Below are 15338 nucleotides of genomic sequence, written 5' to 3'. Positions count from 1 at the left end.
CAACAATGCGGTAACGACTGAGGGATTCTCACTCGTTGCCGGCGAGGGCGCCCTGGATCACAATGGCGGCGGCGCCGAGCGACTCCGCGCGGTCTCCCAGGGAGGAGACGCGGACGGTCGTGGTCCCGGCGATGATCGGGATGGCGTTCCGCCGGATCCCGTGCCGAATGGGGTCGAGCAGGGCGTCGCCGAGCCCGACCAGGGGGCCGCCGATGAGCACCAACTCCGGATTGATGACGTTCGCGACGTTGCCGATCGCCTGTCCGACCGCGGTGCCGGCGTCGCTCACCACGCGGAGCACGGCCGGGTCCTTCTCGAGCCCCCGGCGCAGGATATCGGCCGCTGTCAACGTGCCGCTGTCCCGGCCCAGAGACTCCAGCATCACGCTCGTGGAGGCGACCGTCTCCAGGCAGCCGCGGTTGCCGCAGCGGCAGATCACCCCGTGCTCCACCACCGGAGTGTGCCCCAGCTCGCCGGTGATTCCGAGGAACCCGTAGTACGGCTGGCCGCTCAGGATGAGGCCGGCCCCGATCCCCGTACCGATCTTGACGAAGATCAGGTTCCGCTGACCGCGGTTCGCGCCCCACGTCACCTCCGCGAGCGCTCCGAGGTTGGCGTCGTTGTCCACCATCACCGGGAAGCCGAACACATCCTCCAGCTCGCGGCGGGTGATTCCCACCCATTCCGGGAGGATGGCCCCCTGCAGCACGGTGCCCGTTCGCCGGTCGATCGGGCCGGGGATGCCGACGCCCACCGCGAGCACCGACTCCCGGTCGTAGCCGCCGGCGATGAGCATCCGGTCGAGCAGCGCCGCTGCCTCCCCCACCGCGCCGAGCACGTCGTAGCCGGGTTCGAGGGCGACCTCCTCCTCGGCGATCACCTGGTAGCCGAGGGTCGAGAGCACGATTCTGACGTGTCTGCGCCCGAAGTCCACGCCGACCGCGATGTCTCCGGTGTCGGTCAACCGCACGAGCAGCGCGCGGCGCCCGCTGGAGGTCACCGGCGACGTCGAGACGACACCTTTGGCCGCCATGTCGCGGACGATGTTGGACACGGTGGCGGTGGACAGGCCGGTCCCGCGCGCCAGCTCAGCCTGGGTGGACGGTCCGTTGGCGAGGAGGAACTCGACGAGTCGCTCCTGGTTCAAATGCCTGAGCGCGCCCTGCGACCCTGGATTGCGTGCGCCACGTGGGATCAGCCCCGGAGTGGCGGTCATAGCGATAAGCGTGAATGATCGAGCTGTTGTAGTCAAGCTGTGAACGCAAGAGTCCACCCCGCGGACGGGTGACAGCGGTTCTTTCGCGCCTCCCGACTGCGATGATGGAGGCATGCCCATCCTGAACAAGGACATGCAGGTCTGCATCTCCCTCGCCGGCCGCCCGAGCAACATCGGCACGCGGTTCCACAACTTCCTGTACGACGAGCTGGGACTCAACTTCGTCTACAAGGCGTTCACCACCGACGACCTCGAGGGCGCCGTGCGCGGCATCCGCGCCCTGGGGATCCGCGGCTGCTCGGTCTCCATGCCGTTCAAGGAGGCCATCATCCCGCTGGTCGACAACCTGGAGGCGTCGGCGGTCGCGATCGAGTCGGTGAACACCGTCGTGAACGAGGATGGGCTGCTCACCGCCTCGAACACCGACTACGAGGCCGTCGCCCAGCTGCTCGCCGAGCACGAGGTCGACCCCGCTCAGCGGGTACTCGTCCGCGGTTCCGGGGGGATGGCGAAGGCCGTCGTCGCCGCGTTCCGAGGTGCCGGCTTCGACGACCTCACCGTGGTTGCGCGCAACGCCGAGGCCGGGTCCGCGCTCGCGGAGCGGTACGACTACGCGTGGGTCGCGGCCGATCCCGAGCCCGACTTCGACGTCATCGTCAACGTCACCCCGCTCGGGATGCGCGGGGACTCCGAGGACGTCCTCGCGTTCGGCCAGCCGTTCATCGAGCGGGCGTCGACGGTCTTCGACGTCGTCGCGTTTCCCTCCGAGACGCCGCTGATCGCGGCCGCGAGAGATGCCGGCACCGCTGTCATCACCGGCGCCGAGGTGATCGCCCTGCAGGCCGCGCGGCAGTTCGAGCGCTACACCGGGGTCCGCCTGAGCCCTGAGCAGGTCGCTCGCGCATCCGAGTTCTCGCGGGCCGAGTAGAGCTCGCGATCGGGCCGCGGTACTGCGCACCCGGTCCGCTGCGGAGTAGCTTGAGCCCGAGCGTGAAGGAGCGTGGCGCATGGGCATCGGAAGCGGCATCTTCATCTTCGTCGTCGGCCTCATCCTGGCCTTCGCATTGCAGGTGCAGGTGAGCTGGATCGACCTGAAGACCACCGGGTACATCCTCATGGGCGCCGGTTTGGTGGTGTTCGTCATCTCGCTGGCGTTCGCACTTCGACGGCGACCGCGCACGGTCGTCCGGCAAGACGGCGTGGATCCGGTCACCGGCGAGCGGGTCGAGCGCCGCACCGATGACTACTGAGACGCAGGCCTACAATGGCCGGATGTCCGATGACCTCCTCGCGCTTGAGAACCAGGTGTGCTTCGGCCTCGCCGTGGCCGCGCGCAGCGTTATCGCCTTGTACCGTCCGGTGCTCGAACCGCTCTCGCTGACGCATCCGCAGTACCTCGTGATGCTGGCGCTCTGGGAGCGTGAGCCCCGCACGGTGAAAGACCTGAGCGACACCCTGGCGCTTGAGCCGGCCACCCTGTCCCCGCTGCTGAAGCGGCTCGAAGCGACCGGCTACATCGAGCGCAAGCGCAGTGCGGCGGACGAGCGTGCGCTTGAGGTCCGACTGACGGAGGCCGGCCGTGCCTTGCGCGAGGAGGCCGAGAAGATCCCCTCCCGGATCGTCGCGCGACTGGGCCTCCCGGTGTCGCAACTCGAGGGTCTGCGCGAGAGTCTGCACACCATCATCGGCGCGGCTGCTCGCGCAGAGTGACGCCTGCTGCTCAGGCGGCCTGCGAGGGCGCCGGGCACACCAGTCGGGTCGCATCACGCTGACCGCCCGGCCGCAGCACCTGGTGCTCGGTCATCGGACGCCCGCACATCGGGCAGGGAGCACCGGCCGAGCGCTGTTCGGGCGCCTCCGGGTGGCCGGCGCCCAGCTGGGCAGGGCCGGCGATGCGGATGAGCTTCTCGTTCCAGCTCGAGTACCAGCTGGCGAAGCGTCCGGGCATGATCCCCTCGATTCATTAGTGCACTAACCAATAGTGTACTCCATCTGGACCCTGTCCCGCAGGTCAAGGTCTACGCTGACCTCGGAGGAAGACATGAGGATCAGCGAACTGGCCGAGCAGGCCGGGGTCACCGTGAAAGCCGTTCGCTACTACGAACGGCTCGGTCTCGTCTCGCCGACGCGGCTCTCCAACGGGTACCGCGAGTACGGCGACGAGCACCTGCGCGCCGTACTCGAGATCCGAGAACTCGCCGCGACGGGCATCCCGCCGGGCAAGGCGCGGCCGTTCATCGACTGCCTCGGCTCCGGCCACGCACACAGCGACGAGTGCCCCGCGTCGCGTGACGCCTACCGCGACGGACTGGCCGAACTGGATGCGGCGATCGCGTCGCTCGAACGCCGCCGCGAACTGCTCGCGAGCAGGCTCGACGGAGCCGAGCACCGCATCCCCGAGGCTGCGCACGGCTGCGGGTGCACCGTCGGCGCTTCCTGACACCGCCGCGGATCATCCCGTGGGATGACCCCGCCACTACCTCCGGTCGATGCCCCGGCCTGCCCCCTGCCGGTTGACTCGACAGTGTCGACGCGAGCTTCCGGCTCACGGCCTCGACGCGAAGGGGGAGACCGATGACGACACTGGGCCACGGACTGCAAACCGCACCGATCCTCGGTACGGCATCGGTCCCGGTGCGGCGGCGAGCGCGGGGGCTGCTCGCCGCCGTCACCGGCAACGCCTACCTGCAGTTGCTGGTGACGCTGGTTCTGCTGGCGGCGGGCGCCGTGCTGCTGACCCTCGGAATCGGCCTGGCGCTCGACGCCGTCGTACCGTTGATCTTCCATGACGAACTGCACGCCCTCACGGCGCTGCTGCCGCAGCTCGGCTGAGCGGCCTCTGGCCGCTGGGCCGCCGTCGCTCTAGAGTCCCGGCATGGGACGACTCATCTTCGGGGCCATCGCGTCGATCGACGGCTACACAGTGGACTCCTCCGGCTCTTTCGACTGGGCGCACCCCGACCCAGAGGTGCACGCGTTCGTCAACGACCTGGAGCGCGACGTCGGCACGTACCTCTACGGCAGGCGGATGTACGAGACCATGAAGGTCTGGCAGGACCTCCCCGGGGAGGGCGACGACGAACCGGTGATCGTGGACTACGCGAACGTGTGGCGGAGCGCCGACAAGGTCGTGTACTCCTCATCGCTCGCCGAGGTCACGACGCCCCGCACGCGGCTCGAGAAGCGATTCGATCCGGAGGCGACCCGGCGGCTCATCGCGGATTCCGATAGCGACGTCTCGGTGGGCGGACCGACTCTGGCTGCTGCCGCCTTCGCCGCCGGCCTCGTGGATGAGGTGCACCTGATCCTGGTCCCCGTTGCGGCGGGCGGCGGCACTCCTGCGCTGCCGCACGACCAGTTCGTCCGGCTGGAGCTGCACGAAGCGCGACGGTTCGCGGGCGGCACCGTCGCGCTCAGCTACACCATCGACCATTCCTGAGCAAACCTCGCCTTCTACTCCCGCAGCGAGCGCCGCGGCGCTACCCTGTGCCCGAAGGCCCGCAACGGAACGGGCCGGGGAGCGCCTGCGATGGTCAAGCACCGAGTACTCGCGGCGGCCGGTGTCGTCGCGGCCGCCGCCCTCCTGAGCGTCGGCCTCCCCCAGGCCGTGCAGGGCGTCTCGCCCGGCGCGAGCAGCGTCCACTTCACCGCCTCCGGCGATTACGGAACGGCCGCGTCGTCACAGTCCGTCCTCGCCGGCGTGAAGACGCTTGCTCCCGACCTGCATCTCGCACTCGGGGACTTCTCGTACAGCACGACAGGGCAGGAGCAGGCCTGGTGCGATCAGGTGACGCAGAAGGTCGGAGCGGGATTCCCGTTCGAGCTGGTCTCCGGAAACCATGAGAGCAACGGCCAGAACGGCAACATCAACGACTTCTCGGCCTGCCTGCCGAACCAGCTTCCCGGCGCCGTCGGCACCTACGGCCGGGAGTACTACGTCGACGTGCCCCAGGGTTCGCCACTCGTCCGCTTCATCATGATCTCGCCGGGTCTCCCCTTCACGGACGGCGTCTGGAGCTACGCCGCCGGAAGCTCGCACTACACGTGGACGCAGTCCGCGATCGACGGCGCCCGGGCCGCCGGAACGCCCTGGGTCGTCGTCGGCATGCACAAACCCTGCCTCTCGCTGGGCGACTACGGCTGCGAGGCCGGGTCCGACATCATGAACCTGCTGACATCGAAGCGAGTGGATCTGGTGCTCACCGGGCACGAACACCTCTATCAACGGACGAAGCAGCTCGCCCTCAGCGGCACGTGCTCGTCCGTCATGCCCGGCACGTACACGCCCGGATGCGTCGCCGACTCCGACAGCACGCTCGTGAAGGGCGCCGGCACGGTCTTCGCGACCGTGGGGACCGGTGGTAACGGCAACTATGCCGCCCACCCCGACGACAGTGAAGCGGGATACTTCGCTTCCTCCTATGGGAATCCGGCGACACCCACCTATGGATCGCTGGATGTGACGGCGAGCGCGACACAGCTCAGTGCGTCGTTCGCCCGTGCGGCCGGCGCGGCATTCTCCGACAGTTTCGTCATCGGACCGCCAGCAGCGGGCAACCAGCCGCCCAACGCCGTCTTCGCGTCGTCCTGCACCGACCTCGCCTGCTCGTTCGATGGGACGGGCTCGACCGACCCAGACGGAACGATCACCTCGTTCGCCTGGGACTACGGCGACGGCGCAACGGGGACCGGCGGCTCGCCGTCGCACACCTACGCCTCGGCGGGCACCTACACCGCGCGCCTGACGGTGACGGATGACGGCGGAGCCACGGCGGTGACGACACGTACCCTCACCGTGACAGCTCCCCCGCCCCCGGCAGACACGCTGGCTGCCGACTCCTTCGAGCGCTCGGTGACGAGTGGATGGGGAGTGGCTCCGACCGGCGGCGCCTGGTCGGTTGCGGGAAGCTCGTCCCTGTACTCGGTCTCGGCCGGGACGGGTCGCATCCAGTTGCCCACCGGGTCGGGCGGCACCGCTCGGCTACCCGGGGTGAGCGCGACCGGCATCGACCTCCGGCTCGCGGTGGCGATCGACAAGCTGCCCTCCTCGGGAAACGTCTACGTGACGGTGCAGGGCAGACGCATCGCCACCGCGGGGTCGTACGGCTCGAAGGTGATCGTGTCGGCGGCCGGGAAGGTCAGCATCCAGATCGTCCGGGTGGATCAGAGCGGCGGTAACGAAGTGGTCGTGCAGACGTCCGCGGCCGTGCCGGTAACCTACGCGGCCGGCGCCCGCCTGAACATCCGGATGCGTACGACCGGCACAGCACCGACCCTGATCGAGACCAAAGCATGGCTCGACGGAACCACCGAGCCCGCGGCCTGGCAGCGGTCGGCGACCGACAGCACGGCGGCGCTGCAGGGGCCCGGCGGCCTCGCCGTCACCGGCTACCTCTCCGGCGGCGTCGCCAACGCGCCGGTGACGATGACGGTGGACGATCTGACCGCGACGAAGCCCTGACCTCCGTCGCGGTCAGGCGGCATCCCACCAGCGCAGCACCCGCAGCGCACGAAGGGTGAGCCAGCGGCTCTGGAAGCCCTCCATGTCGAACTCGACGATCACCGAGCCCTCGTGGGTGTTCTCCAGCACCCACCGACCGTCCGCGTCCGCTTTGCCGCGGACCAGCTCGACAGCGTCGGCGAGACGCGGATCCCGACGATCCTGCACGCGGAAGTGATCCAGCCCGCGAAGCACGTCGTGGTACCAACGGACGGGATATGACAGCATCGTCATCCGGGGATCCGGGATGGAGCCGTCGGAACGGCGACGGTAGAGACCGCGCTCGAGCAGGTACTCCTCCCCCGCCTCCACGACCGCGCTCGCACGCGGATCGTCACCTCCCGCGTTGATCCACGCTCTAAGACCCTCCACCGAGCAGATGGTCGAGTGGAAGGAGGACACCCGTGCGCCGTACTCCGCCCAGCAATTCCACCCGCCGTCCGAGAGCCGCGACTCGATCAGCGTCTGGGCGATCCGGTCGCCGCTCTCGCCGAAGTACACCGCGATGGTCAGGGCCACGCCGTTGATGCACGGCTCGGTCTCACCATCGAAGTACGGTTCGCCGGCGTGCTCCCAGCGAACATTTTCACGGACACGCTGCACCGCCCGCCGCGCTTCCGGACTCTCCGGGTCGAGCCCGAAATCGACCAGTTGCTGGAGGCTGAAATGCGTTCCGCTCCAGGCGTCGAAGCCGTCGCGCGCTGGAGGGATCCACCCGGGTCGGTAGGTGCCGCCGTCCCAGAGCCCATCCTCCGCCTGCTCGGCGAGGAAGGCGGCACCCCAGCCCTCCCGGGCCACGCGCGAGCGCTCGGCGGCGACCTCCTCCGGCGGTGAACCCACGAGATCCTGCATGACCTGCCAGCGGATGGCCGGGTCTGAGTCCAGAAGCCAGTCGACGACACTCATGCGCACACCATACCCACGGGCCTCGACGGGCGGCAGGAGTTCGCGCGCAGCTACCCCTCACATGAGACATCGTCAATGACTGGACCCGCTTTCCACGGGTGTCTTGAGTGGGCCGCACATCCCAACCGGACACATCCATCGAAAGGAAAAGTCAGTCATGACCATGTCAGACGACCAGTCCGCGGACACACCGATCTTCGACAGCAGGCGCGACGCCATCGACCCGGAGGCCGGGCTTCCCGAGACCGTGCAGCCCACCACCGCGACCGTCGGCGGTACTACCGCAGGTAGCGCGACGGCCGGCGGATCGAGCGGAGGCCAGGGAGGCGTCCGCGATGAGGCGAGCCGCGTCGCCGGCTCCGCTGCAGAAGCCGGCAAGGACGTCGCCGCCACCGCCAAGGAGCAGGCGAAGAACGTCGCGGGCGAGGCGAAGTCGCAGGCCAAGGACCTCTACGAGCAGACCCGCGAAGAGCTGCGCAGCCAGGCCGCGCAGCAGCAGGAACGTGTGGCCAGCGGCCTCCACTCGGTCGGCGACGAGCTCGACCAGATGGCTTCGGCTTCCGAGTCCGGCGGCGTCGCCAGCGACCTGGTCCGCCAGGCTGCGCAGCGGACGCACTCCATCGCCGGCTGGCTGGACGCCCGCGACCCCGGCTCGCTGATCGACGAGGTCAAGTCGTACGCGCGACGGAACCCCGGCACCTTCATCGCCGCCGCGGCCATCGCCGGCGCACTCGCCGGACGGCTGACCCGCGCCCTCGCTAGCGGAGGAGACTCCGGCTCGGGCAGCAGCAGCAGCTCCACCGGAGTCACCGGTACGCAGGGCTACACCGGAGCGGGCTACACCACGCCGGGCGCCGTTGGTGGCGAAACGGTGGGCGGTTACAGCACCACGGCCGGCGGCCTGTACGACGACGGCAACGATCTCCCCGAGCTTCCGGGCGCGGGCTACACCGGAGGCCGGGCATGACCGACCAGCCCAGCCCCGCGGAGGAGCGCGCAGCGAACAACTCGCTGGGTGACTTGCTCGCAGAGGTCAGCCGCGACCTCTCGACGCTCATCCGGCAGGAGATGGAACTCGCCAAAGCGGAGATGCGGCAGACCGCGACCCGTGCAGGGAAAGGCGCCGGCCTCCTCGGAGGAGCAGGCTACGCCGGCCTCATGGCCGTGTTCTTCCTCTCGATCGCCCTGTGGTGGGCGCTCGGCTACCTGGTCGGGAACGCCTGGTCGGCGGTCATCGTGGCCATCATCTGGGCCATCGTCGCGCTCATCCTCTACCTGGTCGGGCGCAAGCAGCTGGCGACCGTCAAAGGCGCCCCGCAGACCGTCGAAACGGTCAAGGAAATCCCGCAGACACTGAAACCGAACGGAGAGAACCGATGAGCGACGACCCCGACGCGATCCGCGCCGACATCGAAGCCACCCGCCGCAACCTGAGCGGCGACGTGGATGCACTGGCCGACAAGGTCACGCCCAGCAAGATCGCCCAGCGCCAGACGCGCAAGGTGAAGGGCACCTTCCACTCCATCAGCGAGCGGATCATGGGATCCGCCGACGACCTCACGAGCAGCGCAGGAGGAGCCATGTCCGATGCGGGAAACACCGTCGCTGACGCCGGACGCACCGTCGTTAACAAGGCGCAGGGCAACCCGCTCGCGGTGGGCCTGATCGCCTTCGGCGTCGGCGCGCTGGTCGCATCCCTGATCCCCGCCAGCACAAAGGAGCAGGAACTCGCCGCGTCCGCGAAGGACGCCGCGCAGCCGTTGCTCCAGGAGGCCGCTGACGTCGGCAAGCAGGTCGCGAACGACCTCAAGGAGCCGGCACAGGAGGCCGTCCAGGCAGTCAAGGAGACGGCACAGGATGGCGTCTCGACCGTCAAGGACGAAGCCACCGACCGGGCGGGTGCCGTCGCCGACGACGCCAAGCAGACCGGACAGCGACTGCAGTCCGACCAGTAACACTCCCCCAGCACGCGCGGCGGAAGGCCATCCCCCCGGCCTTCCGCCGCGTTTTTTCATCCCCTGATGACCCCCGACCCCATCGAGAGGACCCCCGCGATGAGCGAAATCGGTGCGAGCAAGCGCCTGGCCGATGCCCCCTCCCCGGAAGACGACCGCAAGCCGGACAGCCCGCCGCACCTCGACAAGCCGTCGTGGAAACTGGTCTTCAAGCGGACCATGCGCGAGTTCAGCACCGACAAGTGCACCGACATCGCGGCCTCGCTCACCTACTACGGCATCCTCTCGCTCTTCCCCGGGCTGATCGCCCTGGTGTCGCTGCTCGGCGTCCTCGGCCAGGGGAAGTCGGCGACGGATGCCATGCTCGGCATCATCAAAGGGGTCGCGCCCGGATCGACCGCCAAGCTGCTGCAGGGTCCGATCGAGAACGCGGTCAACTCGCCCGCGTCGGGATTCGCGCTCGTCTTCGGCATCGTCCTCGCGATCTGGTCCGCCTCCGGGTACGTCGGCGCCTTCTCTCGTGCGATGAACCGCATCTATGAGATCGACGAAGGCCGGCCGTTCTGGAAGCTGAAGCCGCAGCAGCTGCTGGTCACCGTCATCACGGTCGTGCTGGTGACGATCGTGGCGCTCATCCTCGTCGTCTCGGGTCCCGTGACGAAGGCCATCGGGGATGCGCTCGGGATCGGCACAGCCCCGCGGATCGCGTGGGAGATCGCGAAGTGGCCGCTGCTGCTCATCATCGTCGTCGTCATCATCGCCATCCTGTACTACGCGGCGCCGAACGCACGTCAGCCGAAGTTCAAGTGGATCAGCATGGGCGCCCTGATCGCGATCGTCGTCTTGGCGGTGGCCACGTTCCTCTTCGCGTTCTACGTGGCGACCTTCGCCAACTACGAGAAGACGTACGGTCCGCTCGCGGGCGTGATCGTGTTCCTGCTGTGGGTGTGGATCGCCAACCTCGCGCTGTTGTTCGGGGCCGAATTCGACGCGGAGATCGAGCGCGGTCGTGAGCTTCAGGCCGGTATGGAGGCCGAGGAGACCATCCAGTTGCCGCCGCGCGACACCCGCCTCAGCGAGAAGTCGGCGCAGAAGGAGGAGACGATCATCGACGAGTCGCGTCGGTTACGCGAGGAGGCCGCCGCGTCCGGCGACGACGGGCCGCAGAAGCGCTGACGCCCGCTGGCGTGAGCGTCAGCGGACCGACGGTTCAGCTGAACGTTCAGCCGACCGGGATGCCGACCACACGGTTGCCTCCGGCGTTCTTCGCCGAGTACATCGCGTGGTCGGCTTCGCGGATCAGCCGGTCGGGAGTCCAGGCAGGGTCCTCGGTGCGCGCGATCGACATCCCGATGCTCGCGCTGATCGGGAAACTGGCGGGGATGCCGGTGAACGGCAGCTCGATGGCGTGGCGGATCCGATCGGCGACTTCCTCCGCCGCTGCAACTTCGGGCACCTCGCACACCACCACGAACTCGTCGCCGCCGTACCGCGCGACCAGATCCTCCTGGCGGACGGCCGCCTGCAGACGCTCGCCGACCTCCCTCAGCAGGAGGTCGCCGGTGTGATGGCCGAGCCCGTCGTTGACGCGCTTGAAGCCGTCCAGGTCGATGAAGAGAGTCGCCACGAGCGTCGAGGTCGACCGCTGGTATTGGAGGAGTTCCGTCTCCAGCAGCCGCCGGTTCGGCAGCCCGGTCGTCTCGTCGTGCATAGCCGCGTGTTCCAGCTGGCGCTGCAGGCGCAGGGTCGTGATCGCCTGGGCGGCTTGCCCGGCGAGCGCGTCGGCCAGTGGTGCTGCCTCGGAGTCGAACTGCCGCGGGTGGAGGAAGAACGCCGCGAAAAGGCCGAACAGCACATCGTCGTGCTGGATGGGCGCGACGAGCACGGCGTCGACGCCCGCATCCCTCATCGCCTGCCCGAGCACCGGCGCAATGGCGTCCGCCGCCGTCGTCCCGCTGATCGTGACAACGTGACGCAGCGCCGAGGCCTGCGACACCAGCGAGGTGGTCTGCTCGAGGGAGCGCATCGGGTTGCTGCCCGAGGCCTGGCTGAACCCGCCGGTCTCATCCAGTAGGAACACCGCCGCCTGCTCGGCCTGATACGCCTTCGCGACGGTGGTGGCCAGGATGTCGACCAGCGCCTGCTCGGAGGTGGCGGCGGAGAACGCGATCGACGAGTCGATGATCAGTTCGAGTCGGTTGCGCGTACGCTCCTGCAGCGCCTGCGACCGGACCAACTCCTCTTCCCGCTCGGCACGCTGTGTCGCATCCACCAGCACGAGCGCCTCGCCGTCGTCGGTCGGGCGACTCCCCACGATGACGGAACGTGAGGTGCCGTCGACGTTCGCCAGGCGAATCAGCCCGTCGGAGCGTCCACCGATAGCGGGGATGCGGGTACGCAGCGAGGCGAATGGCCGGCCTGTCAGTTCGCGCAGCGAGAGTCCGGTCCACTCGACGAAGACGTCGTTGGCGTCGCGGATCCGACCTTCGCCATCCAACTCGAGGAGGGCGCACGGCAAGTCGTCCGCTGCAATGGGCCGCACCGCTACTCTCCTTCGGATGGCTGGGCCGCTACGCGGCGGGTCGATACATAGACGAATTTAGCGCACGAGCGACTGCAGCCAGTCCTCGAAGACGTCCGGTGGGGACGGCCGGGCGATGTAGTAGCCCTGTGCACGATCGCATCCCGCATTCTTGACTTCGGCCAGCTGCTCCTGCATCTCCACCCCCTCGGCGACGACCCGCATCCCGCTCCCGTGCGCGACGGTGACCGCGTCGGCGACCGCCGCCCAGTCACCGCGGGCCAGCAGGCTCCGGTCGACTTTGATCTCCTGGGCGCGAACCGCCACGGCGCGCTCGATCGACGAATGCCCCGAACCGAAGTCGTCGATCGAGACGGTCACACCCCACTTGCGGATGATGTCGAGCCGTCCAGCCACCACTGCATAATCGTCGATGCGCTCGGCTTCGGTCACCTCGACGATGAGGTCCGCCGGCGGGAGCTGTGACTCGGTCAGCTGGCGCTCCAGCTCGTCGAAGAAGAGGTCCGTCTCCAGTTGCAGCGGTGAGACGTTGACGGCGACCGCAAGCTTGACTCCGCGCTCCTGCCAGCTTCGTCCGATACGGCAGCACTCGCGCAGCGCGAAGAGGCCGAGCTCGTGGATGGTTCCCGTCGCCTCCGCGAGCGCGACGAACTCTGCAGGAGGGATGGGGCCGCGCGTCGGGTGCGTCCACCGGCACAGGCCCTCGACCGCGACGACCTGACCGGTTGAGACGTCGATCTGCGGTTGTACGTACACGTCGAGTTCGCGTGCGGCGATGGCGTCCGACAGTTCTCGCGCCTCCACCTCGCACGTCACCACGCGACCTCCTTGCCCGCCACTGCGGCGGTTCCGCTGGCGATAGTGCCCGCGTGCGGGCTCCGTGTCAACAGGCGCTGTTATCGGAAGGTGGGGCGCGGGTCGGTGCTCAGCACGCTCATCAGGACGGAGTCCGTCCATGCGCCGTCCCAGAACAGGGTGTCCCGCTGTCGCCCCTCTACGACGAATCCGGCTTTCTCGTACGAGTGGAGCGCCCGCGGATTGAACGCGTAGACGTCGAGCTGCACCCGGTGTAGCCGGATGGTCGTGAAGGCGTGATCGAGGACGACGGTCATCGCCTCGGTTCCGTATCCGCCGCCCGGAACGCCCGGGAGCAGGGCGATGCGCGTGTTCATGGATGCGTTCTCGTCGTCGAGATCGTTGAGGACGATCTCGCCGAGGTACCGACCAGTCGCTGCGTCGAGGATGGCCCAGTCGGCCCGGTCGGGCGCCATCCCGATGCGTGCGAGGTGCTCACGGACCGCCGCCTCGGTGAACTCCGCCCGCGTGCCGGTCAGGCGAAGGGTCTCCGTGTCGGCGAGGCCGGACCACACAGCGTCGAAGTGTTCAGGACCCAGTGGCACCAGACGGATACGTGGGCCGTCGAGAGGTCGTACCGCTGTCAGTTCGCGGGCGTCGATGTCCGGGTCCATCAGGCGTTCCGCTCGCGCGGGCGGTAGTCCTCCTGGGGAAATTCGGCGTCGACGTCTCCGGTCGGGTCTTCCTGGCGGAAGGTGTTGCCCACGCTCGGCCCCGAGCCGACAGGCGAGAACGCGACGCGGTCTCCGCGGATGCTGCTCTGGTACGTCTTCCTGTGTCCATCGACGGGCAGGTCGATCTCCGCGGGCGGGTGTCCGTCGTCGAGCGGGATGGCTCGCTGCGTCGTCGTTCCGTCCTCTTCGACGAAGTCGGCGATGCCGAAGGTCAGGTGGCCGCGGTCGAAGGAGACGCGGACGAGGAGGTAGGTGCGCAGCTCGTCGTCGCCACGCCCGTCCAGCTCCCGGACGAGCGTGGCGACCGCCGCCGTCTGGCCGTGGGCGTCTTCGGCACGTCGTTGGGATGCCCATGCTCGCACGTGCGCGGCGAGGTCGTGGAGCGCCGCCTCGTAGGAATTCGGTGACGTGCCGCGGATGCCGTACTCGCCCCAGTCCGCCCAGTAGTGGTCGTGCTCGTCGTCGTGACCGACCGGCACGACGACGGGAACGGCGGCCGTCCGGGATTCCTCCCAGGCCGCCAGCTCTCCGGGGGTGAAGAGGGACCGCAACTGCCGGATCGCGTCGTCGTCGTCGAGTCCAGCGGCGGATGCGAGGATGGCCCGCTCGAAGAACGCGTTGTCGTCCACTGCGCTCCTTTCGTCGTCACCAGCATCCCACCGGACGGCTTACGTCGCGGTCAGGGGCTCCCCCTGCGGATTTCCCTGGTCGCCCCGCTCCTTCTTTTTCTTGCTCGTCTTCTTCCCCTTCTTCTTGGCGTCGGGGTAGCTGAGTCCCGCCCACCGCGCGTACAGCCCGATGAGGAGGAGAGCGCCCAGGTACAGGACTGCCCACCAGGGGAACTGGAGCGCCGCTTTGGTGTCCTTTGCGGTGTCCAGGTCCTTTGCAGGTGTCGGGGTGACGCGCTTGCCCGTCACCAGGATGCGGTGCGTGTTGATACCGAGGGGCGTGCACGTGACGAGGGTGACGAGGTCGCGTCCCGCTTCCTGCCGGAGGGTGGTCGTGTCCTGTGGCTCGACGACGCGCGTGTCGATCACTTGATACGTGAGTACTTGACCGAACGTCGTGAGAATGAAGCGATCGCCCTTTTCGATCTTGTCGAGCTCGGTGAACATGGCTGCGCTCGCCAGTCCGCGGTGGGCGGTGATGACGGAGTGGGTATCTTTGCCACCGACCGGGAGAGATGTCCCCTGCAGGTGGCCGGCTCCCTCGAGGAGGGCCGCGTCGCTTGTACCGTGGTAGATCGGCAGATCGACCTTGATCTTGGGGATTTGGATGCGGGACATCGTCCGGTTGGGCGTGTTCAGCATCTTCCAGTAGTCCCAGCTCTTCTTGCTGCTGGTGCCGTTTCCGGTGGGGACGTTCGTGTTGGCTTCGAGGACCGCGCCACTGGAAAGCGCCTCGTTGTAGCGGTGTGCCTCGGCGAGCTGTTCGGACGCCTTGGGTTTGAGGTTCTTCACGGTGTCGCTGTATTTGCTGATGACGAGCGACTGGTTATAGGCCGAGGACCAGCTCGCGGCGGGCGAGTAGGTGAGGACGCTCGCGCCGGTGAGGGCGAGGAGGGTCGTGATGACGAGCAGGACGTTGGGGCGCCAGCGGCGGCGGGGCCGCCCGTGGCGGGGCAAGTATTTGGCCATAGAAGTTCGGGGCTTCCGTTTATTGGTGAACGGCCGGGGCGGGCCGACCGTAG

The 15338-nt window shown here is 68.3% G+C and carries 19 protein-coding genes; 11 read left to right on the top strand and 8 right to left on the bottom strand.

The window, feature by feature from the left end; translation table 11 throughout:
• Positions 1-28: 28 nt before the first annotated feature.
• Entirely contained in the window at positions 29-1216 is a 1188-nt protein-coding gene (locus AB7E03_RS13725; RefSeq protein ID WP_489941920.1) for an ROK family transcriptional regulator, read from the bottom strand.
• Positions 1217-1328: 112 nt separating this feature from the next.
• Here AB7E03_RS13725 and AB7E03_RS13720 point away from each other — a divergent pair, with 112 nt between their 5' ends.
• The 3 genes from AB7E03_RS13720 to AB7E03_RS13710 all read left to right on the top strand — a co-directional run bounded on the left by AB7E03_RS13720 (position 1329) and on the right by AB7E03_RS13710 (position 2926).
• Positions 1329-2144, top strand: a complete 816-nt coding sequence (locus tag AB7E03_RS13720) for a shikimate 5-dehydrogenase (protein ID WP_489941919.1) — start codon at positions 1329-1331, stop codon at positions 2142-2144.
• A 79-nt stretch (positions 2145-2223) separates the two neighbouring features.
• Positions 2224-2466 (top strand): DUF6458 family protein, encoded by a 243-nt coding sequence (locus tag AB7E03_RS13715; protein ID WP_489941918.1) that lies wholly within the window; start codon positions 2224-2226, stop codon positions 2464-2466.
• A 22-nt stretch (positions 2467-2488) separates the two neighbouring features.
• A complete protein-coding gene (locus AB7E03_RS13710) occupies positions 2489-2926 on the top strand; it encodes a MarR family winged helix-turn-helix transcriptional regulator (protein WP_489941917.1) in 438 nt (145 codons plus the stop codon).
• Between the two features lie 10 nt (positions 2927-2936).
• Here AB7E03_RS13710 and AB7E03_RS13705 read toward each other — a convergent pair whose 3' ends face one another.
• Positions 2937-3164: a hypothetical protein gene (locus AB7E03_RS13705; RefSeq protein ID WP_489941916.1), complete on the bottom strand. Its 228-nt coding sequence runs from the start codon at positions 3162-3164 to the stop codon at positions 2937-2939.
• Between the two features lie 93 nt (positions 3165-3257).
• Between AB7E03_RS13705 and AB7E03_RS13700 the strand changes: the two genes are divergently transcribed.
• From AB7E03_RS13700 to AB7E03_RS13685, 4 genes are all read left to right on the top strand, one after another.
• Positions 3258-3656: a MerR family transcriptional regulator gene (locus AB7E03_RS13700; RefSeq protein WP_441784368.1), complete on the top strand. Its 399-nt coding sequence runs from the start codon at positions 3258-3260 to the stop codon at positions 3654-3656.
• A gap of 134 nt (positions 3657-3790) precedes the next feature.
• On the top strand, positions 3791-4048 hold the full coding sequence (locus tag AB7E03_RS13695) for a hypothetical protein (protein WP_489941915.1): 258 nt from the start codon (positions 3791-3793) through the stop codon (positions 4046-4048).
• A 43-nt stretch (positions 4049-4091) separates the two neighbouring features.
• Complete coding sequence (locus AB7E03_RS13690; protein WP_489941914.1) at positions 4092-4655, top strand: dihydrofolate reductase family protein; 564 nt, start codon at positions 4092-4094, stop codon at positions 4653-4655.
• A gap of 90 nt (positions 4656-4745) precedes the next feature.
• Complete coding sequence (locus tag AB7E03_RS13685) at positions 4746-6677, top strand: PKD domain-containing protein (RefSeq protein ID WP_489941913.1); 1932 nt, start codon at positions 4746-4748, stop codon at positions 6675-6677.
• Between the two features lie 12 nt (positions 6678-6689).
• On the opposite strand, the gene AB7E03_RS13680 is transcribed toward AB7E03_RS13685, so the two are convergent.
• Complete coding sequence (locus AB7E03_RS13680) at positions 6690-7622, bottom strand: hypothetical protein (protein ID WP_489941912.1); 933 nt, start codon at positions 7620-7622, stop codon at positions 6690-6692.
• Positions 7623-7779: 157 nt separating this feature from the next.
• Between AB7E03_RS13680 and AB7E03_RS13675 the strand changes: the two genes are divergently transcribed.
• The 4 genes from AB7E03_RS13675 to AB7E03_RS13660 all read left to right on the top strand — a co-directional run bounded on the left by AB7E03_RS13675 (position 7780) and on the right by AB7E03_RS13660 (position 10753).
• Positions 7780-8589, top strand: a complete 810-nt coding sequence (locus tag AB7E03_RS13675) for an ATP synthase subunit B family protein (RefSeq protein WP_489941911.1) — start codon at positions 7780-7782, stop codon at positions 8587-8589.
• Complete coding sequence (locus AB7E03_RS13670; RefSeq protein ID WP_489941910.1) at positions 8586-9002, top strand: phage holin family protein; 417 nt, start codon at positions 8586-8588, stop codon at positions 9000-9002. The genes AB7E03_RS13675 and AB7E03_RS13670 overlap by 4 nt, the downstream gene beginning before the upstream one ends.
• Positions 8999-9577: a DUF3618 domain-containing protein gene (locus tag AB7E03_RS13665; RefSeq protein ID WP_489941909.1), complete on the top strand. Its 579-nt coding sequence runs from the start codon at positions 8999-9001 to the stop codon at positions 9575-9577. Before AB7E03_RS13670 ends, AB7E03_RS13665 begins: the two co-directional genes overlap by 4 nt.
• A gap of 99 nt (positions 9578-9676) precedes the next feature.
• The gene (locus tag AB7E03_RS13660) at positions 9677-10753 is read left to right on the top strand and encodes a YihY/virulence factor BrkB family protein (RefSeq protein WP_489941908.1); all 1077 of its coding nucleotides are present in this window, start codon (positions 9677-9679) and stop codon (positions 10751-10753) included.
• Positions 10754-10799: 46 nt separating this feature from the next.
• Here AB7E03_RS13660 and AB7E03_RS13655 read toward each other — a convergent pair whose 3' ends face one another.
• The 5 genes from AB7E03_RS13655 to AB7E03_RS13635 form a co-directional block, all read right to left on the bottom strand.
• Positions 10800-12119, bottom strand: coding sequence for a diguanylate cyclase domain-containing protein (locus AB7E03_RS13655; protein WP_489941907.1), 1320 nt, complete (start codon positions 12117-12119; stop codon positions 10800-10802).
• A gap of 57 nt (positions 12120-12176) precedes the next feature.
• On the bottom strand, positions 12177-12938 hold the full coding sequence (locus AB7E03_RS13650) for an EAL domain-containing protein (protein WP_489941906.1): 762 nt from the start codon (positions 12936-12938) through the stop codon (positions 12177-12179).
• Between the two features lie 77 nt (positions 12939-13015).
• The gene (locus AB7E03_RS13645) at positions 13016-13588 is read right to left on the bottom strand and encodes a GNAT family N-acetyltransferase (protein ID WP_489941905.1); all 573 of its coding nucleotides are present in this window, start codon (positions 13586-13588) and stop codon (positions 13016-13018) included.
• On the bottom strand, positions 13588-14277 hold the full coding sequence (locus tag AB7E03_RS13640; protein ID WP_489941904.1) for a hypothetical protein: 690 nt from the start codon (positions 14275-14277) through the stop codon (positions 13588-13590). Before AB7E03_RS13640 ends, AB7E03_RS13645 begins: the two co-directional genes overlap by 1 nt.
• A 39-nt stretch (positions 14278-14316) precedes the next feature.
• On the bottom strand, positions 14317-15285 hold the full coding sequence (locus AB7E03_RS13635; protein ID WP_489941903.1) for a class C sortase: 969 nt from the start codon (positions 15283-15285) through the stop codon (positions 14317-14319).
• Positions 15286-15338 lie beyond the last annotated feature (53 nt).

This window comes from Leifsonia sp. RCC_180, assembly GCF_058138205.1.
Note: the sequence above shows the minus strand (reverse complement) of the source record. Positions and strands in the feature narration are given on the sequence as shown.

Bases quoted from the DNA above. Each gene is read 5' to 3' on its own strand.
- AB7E03_RS13725 (WP_489941920.1), bottom strand. From the start codon at position 1,216: ATGACCGCCACTCCGGGGCTGATCCCACGTGGCGCACGCAATCCAGGG.
- AB7E03_RS13720 (WP_489941919.1), top strand. From the start codon at position 1,329: ATGCCCATCCTGAACAAGGACATGCAGGTCTGCATCTCCCTCGCCGGC.
- AB7E03_RS13715 (WP_489941918.1), top strand. From the start codon at position 2,224: ATGGGCATCGGAAGCGGCATCTTCATCTTCGTCGTCGGCCTCATCCTG.
- AB7E03_RS13710 (WP_489941917.1), top strand. From the start codon at position 2,489: ATGTCCGATGACCTCCTCGCGCTTGAGAACCAGGTGTGCTTCGGCCTC.
- AB7E03_RS13705 (WP_489941916.1), bottom strand. From the start codon at position 3,164: ATGCCCGGACGCTTCGCCAGCTGGTACTCGAGCTGGAACGAGAAGCTC.
- AB7E03_RS13700 (WP_441784368.1), top strand. From the start codon at position 3,258: ATGAGGATCAGCGAACTGGCCGAGCAGGCCGGGGTCACCGTGAAAGCC.
- AB7E03_RS13695 (WP_489941915.1), top strand. From the start codon at position 3,791: ATGACGACACTGGGCCACGGACTGCAAACCGCACCGATCCTCGGTACG.
- AB7E03_RS13690 (WP_489941914.1), top strand. From the start codon at position 4,092: ATGGGACGACTCATCTTCGGGGCCATCGCGTCGATCGACGGCTACACA.
- AB7E03_RS13685 (WP_489941913.1), top strand. From the start codon at position 4,746: ATGGTCAAGCACCGAGTACTCGCGGCGGCCGGTGTCGTCGCGGCCGCC.
- AB7E03_RS13680 (WP_489941912.1), bottom strand. From the start codon at position 7,622: ATGAGTGTCGTCGACTGGCTTCTGGACTCAGACCCGGCCATCCGCTGG.
- AB7E03_RS13675 (WP_489941911.1), top strand. From the start codon at position 7,780: ATGACCATGTCAGACGACCAGTCCGCGGACACACCGATCTTCGACAGC.
- AB7E03_RS13670 (WP_489941910.1), top strand. From the start codon at position 8,586: ATGACCGACCAGCCCAGCCCCGCGGAGGAGCGCGCAGCGAACAACTCG.
- AB7E03_RS13665 (WP_489941909.1), top strand. From the start codon at position 8,999: ATGAGCGACGACCCCGACGCGATCCGCGCCGACATCGAAGCCACCCGC.
- AB7E03_RS13660 (WP_489941908.1), top strand. From the start codon at position 9,677: ATGAGCGAAATCGGTGCGAGCAAGCGCCTGGCCGATGCCCCCTCCCCG.
- AB7E03_RS13645 (WP_489941905.1), bottom strand. From the start codon at position 13,588: ATGGACCCGGACATCGACGCCCGCGAACTGACAGCGGTACGACCTCTC.
- AB7E03_RS13635 (WP_489941903.1), bottom strand. From the start codon at position 15,285: ATGGCCAAATACTTGCCCCGCCACGGGCGGCCCCGCCGCCGCTGGCGC.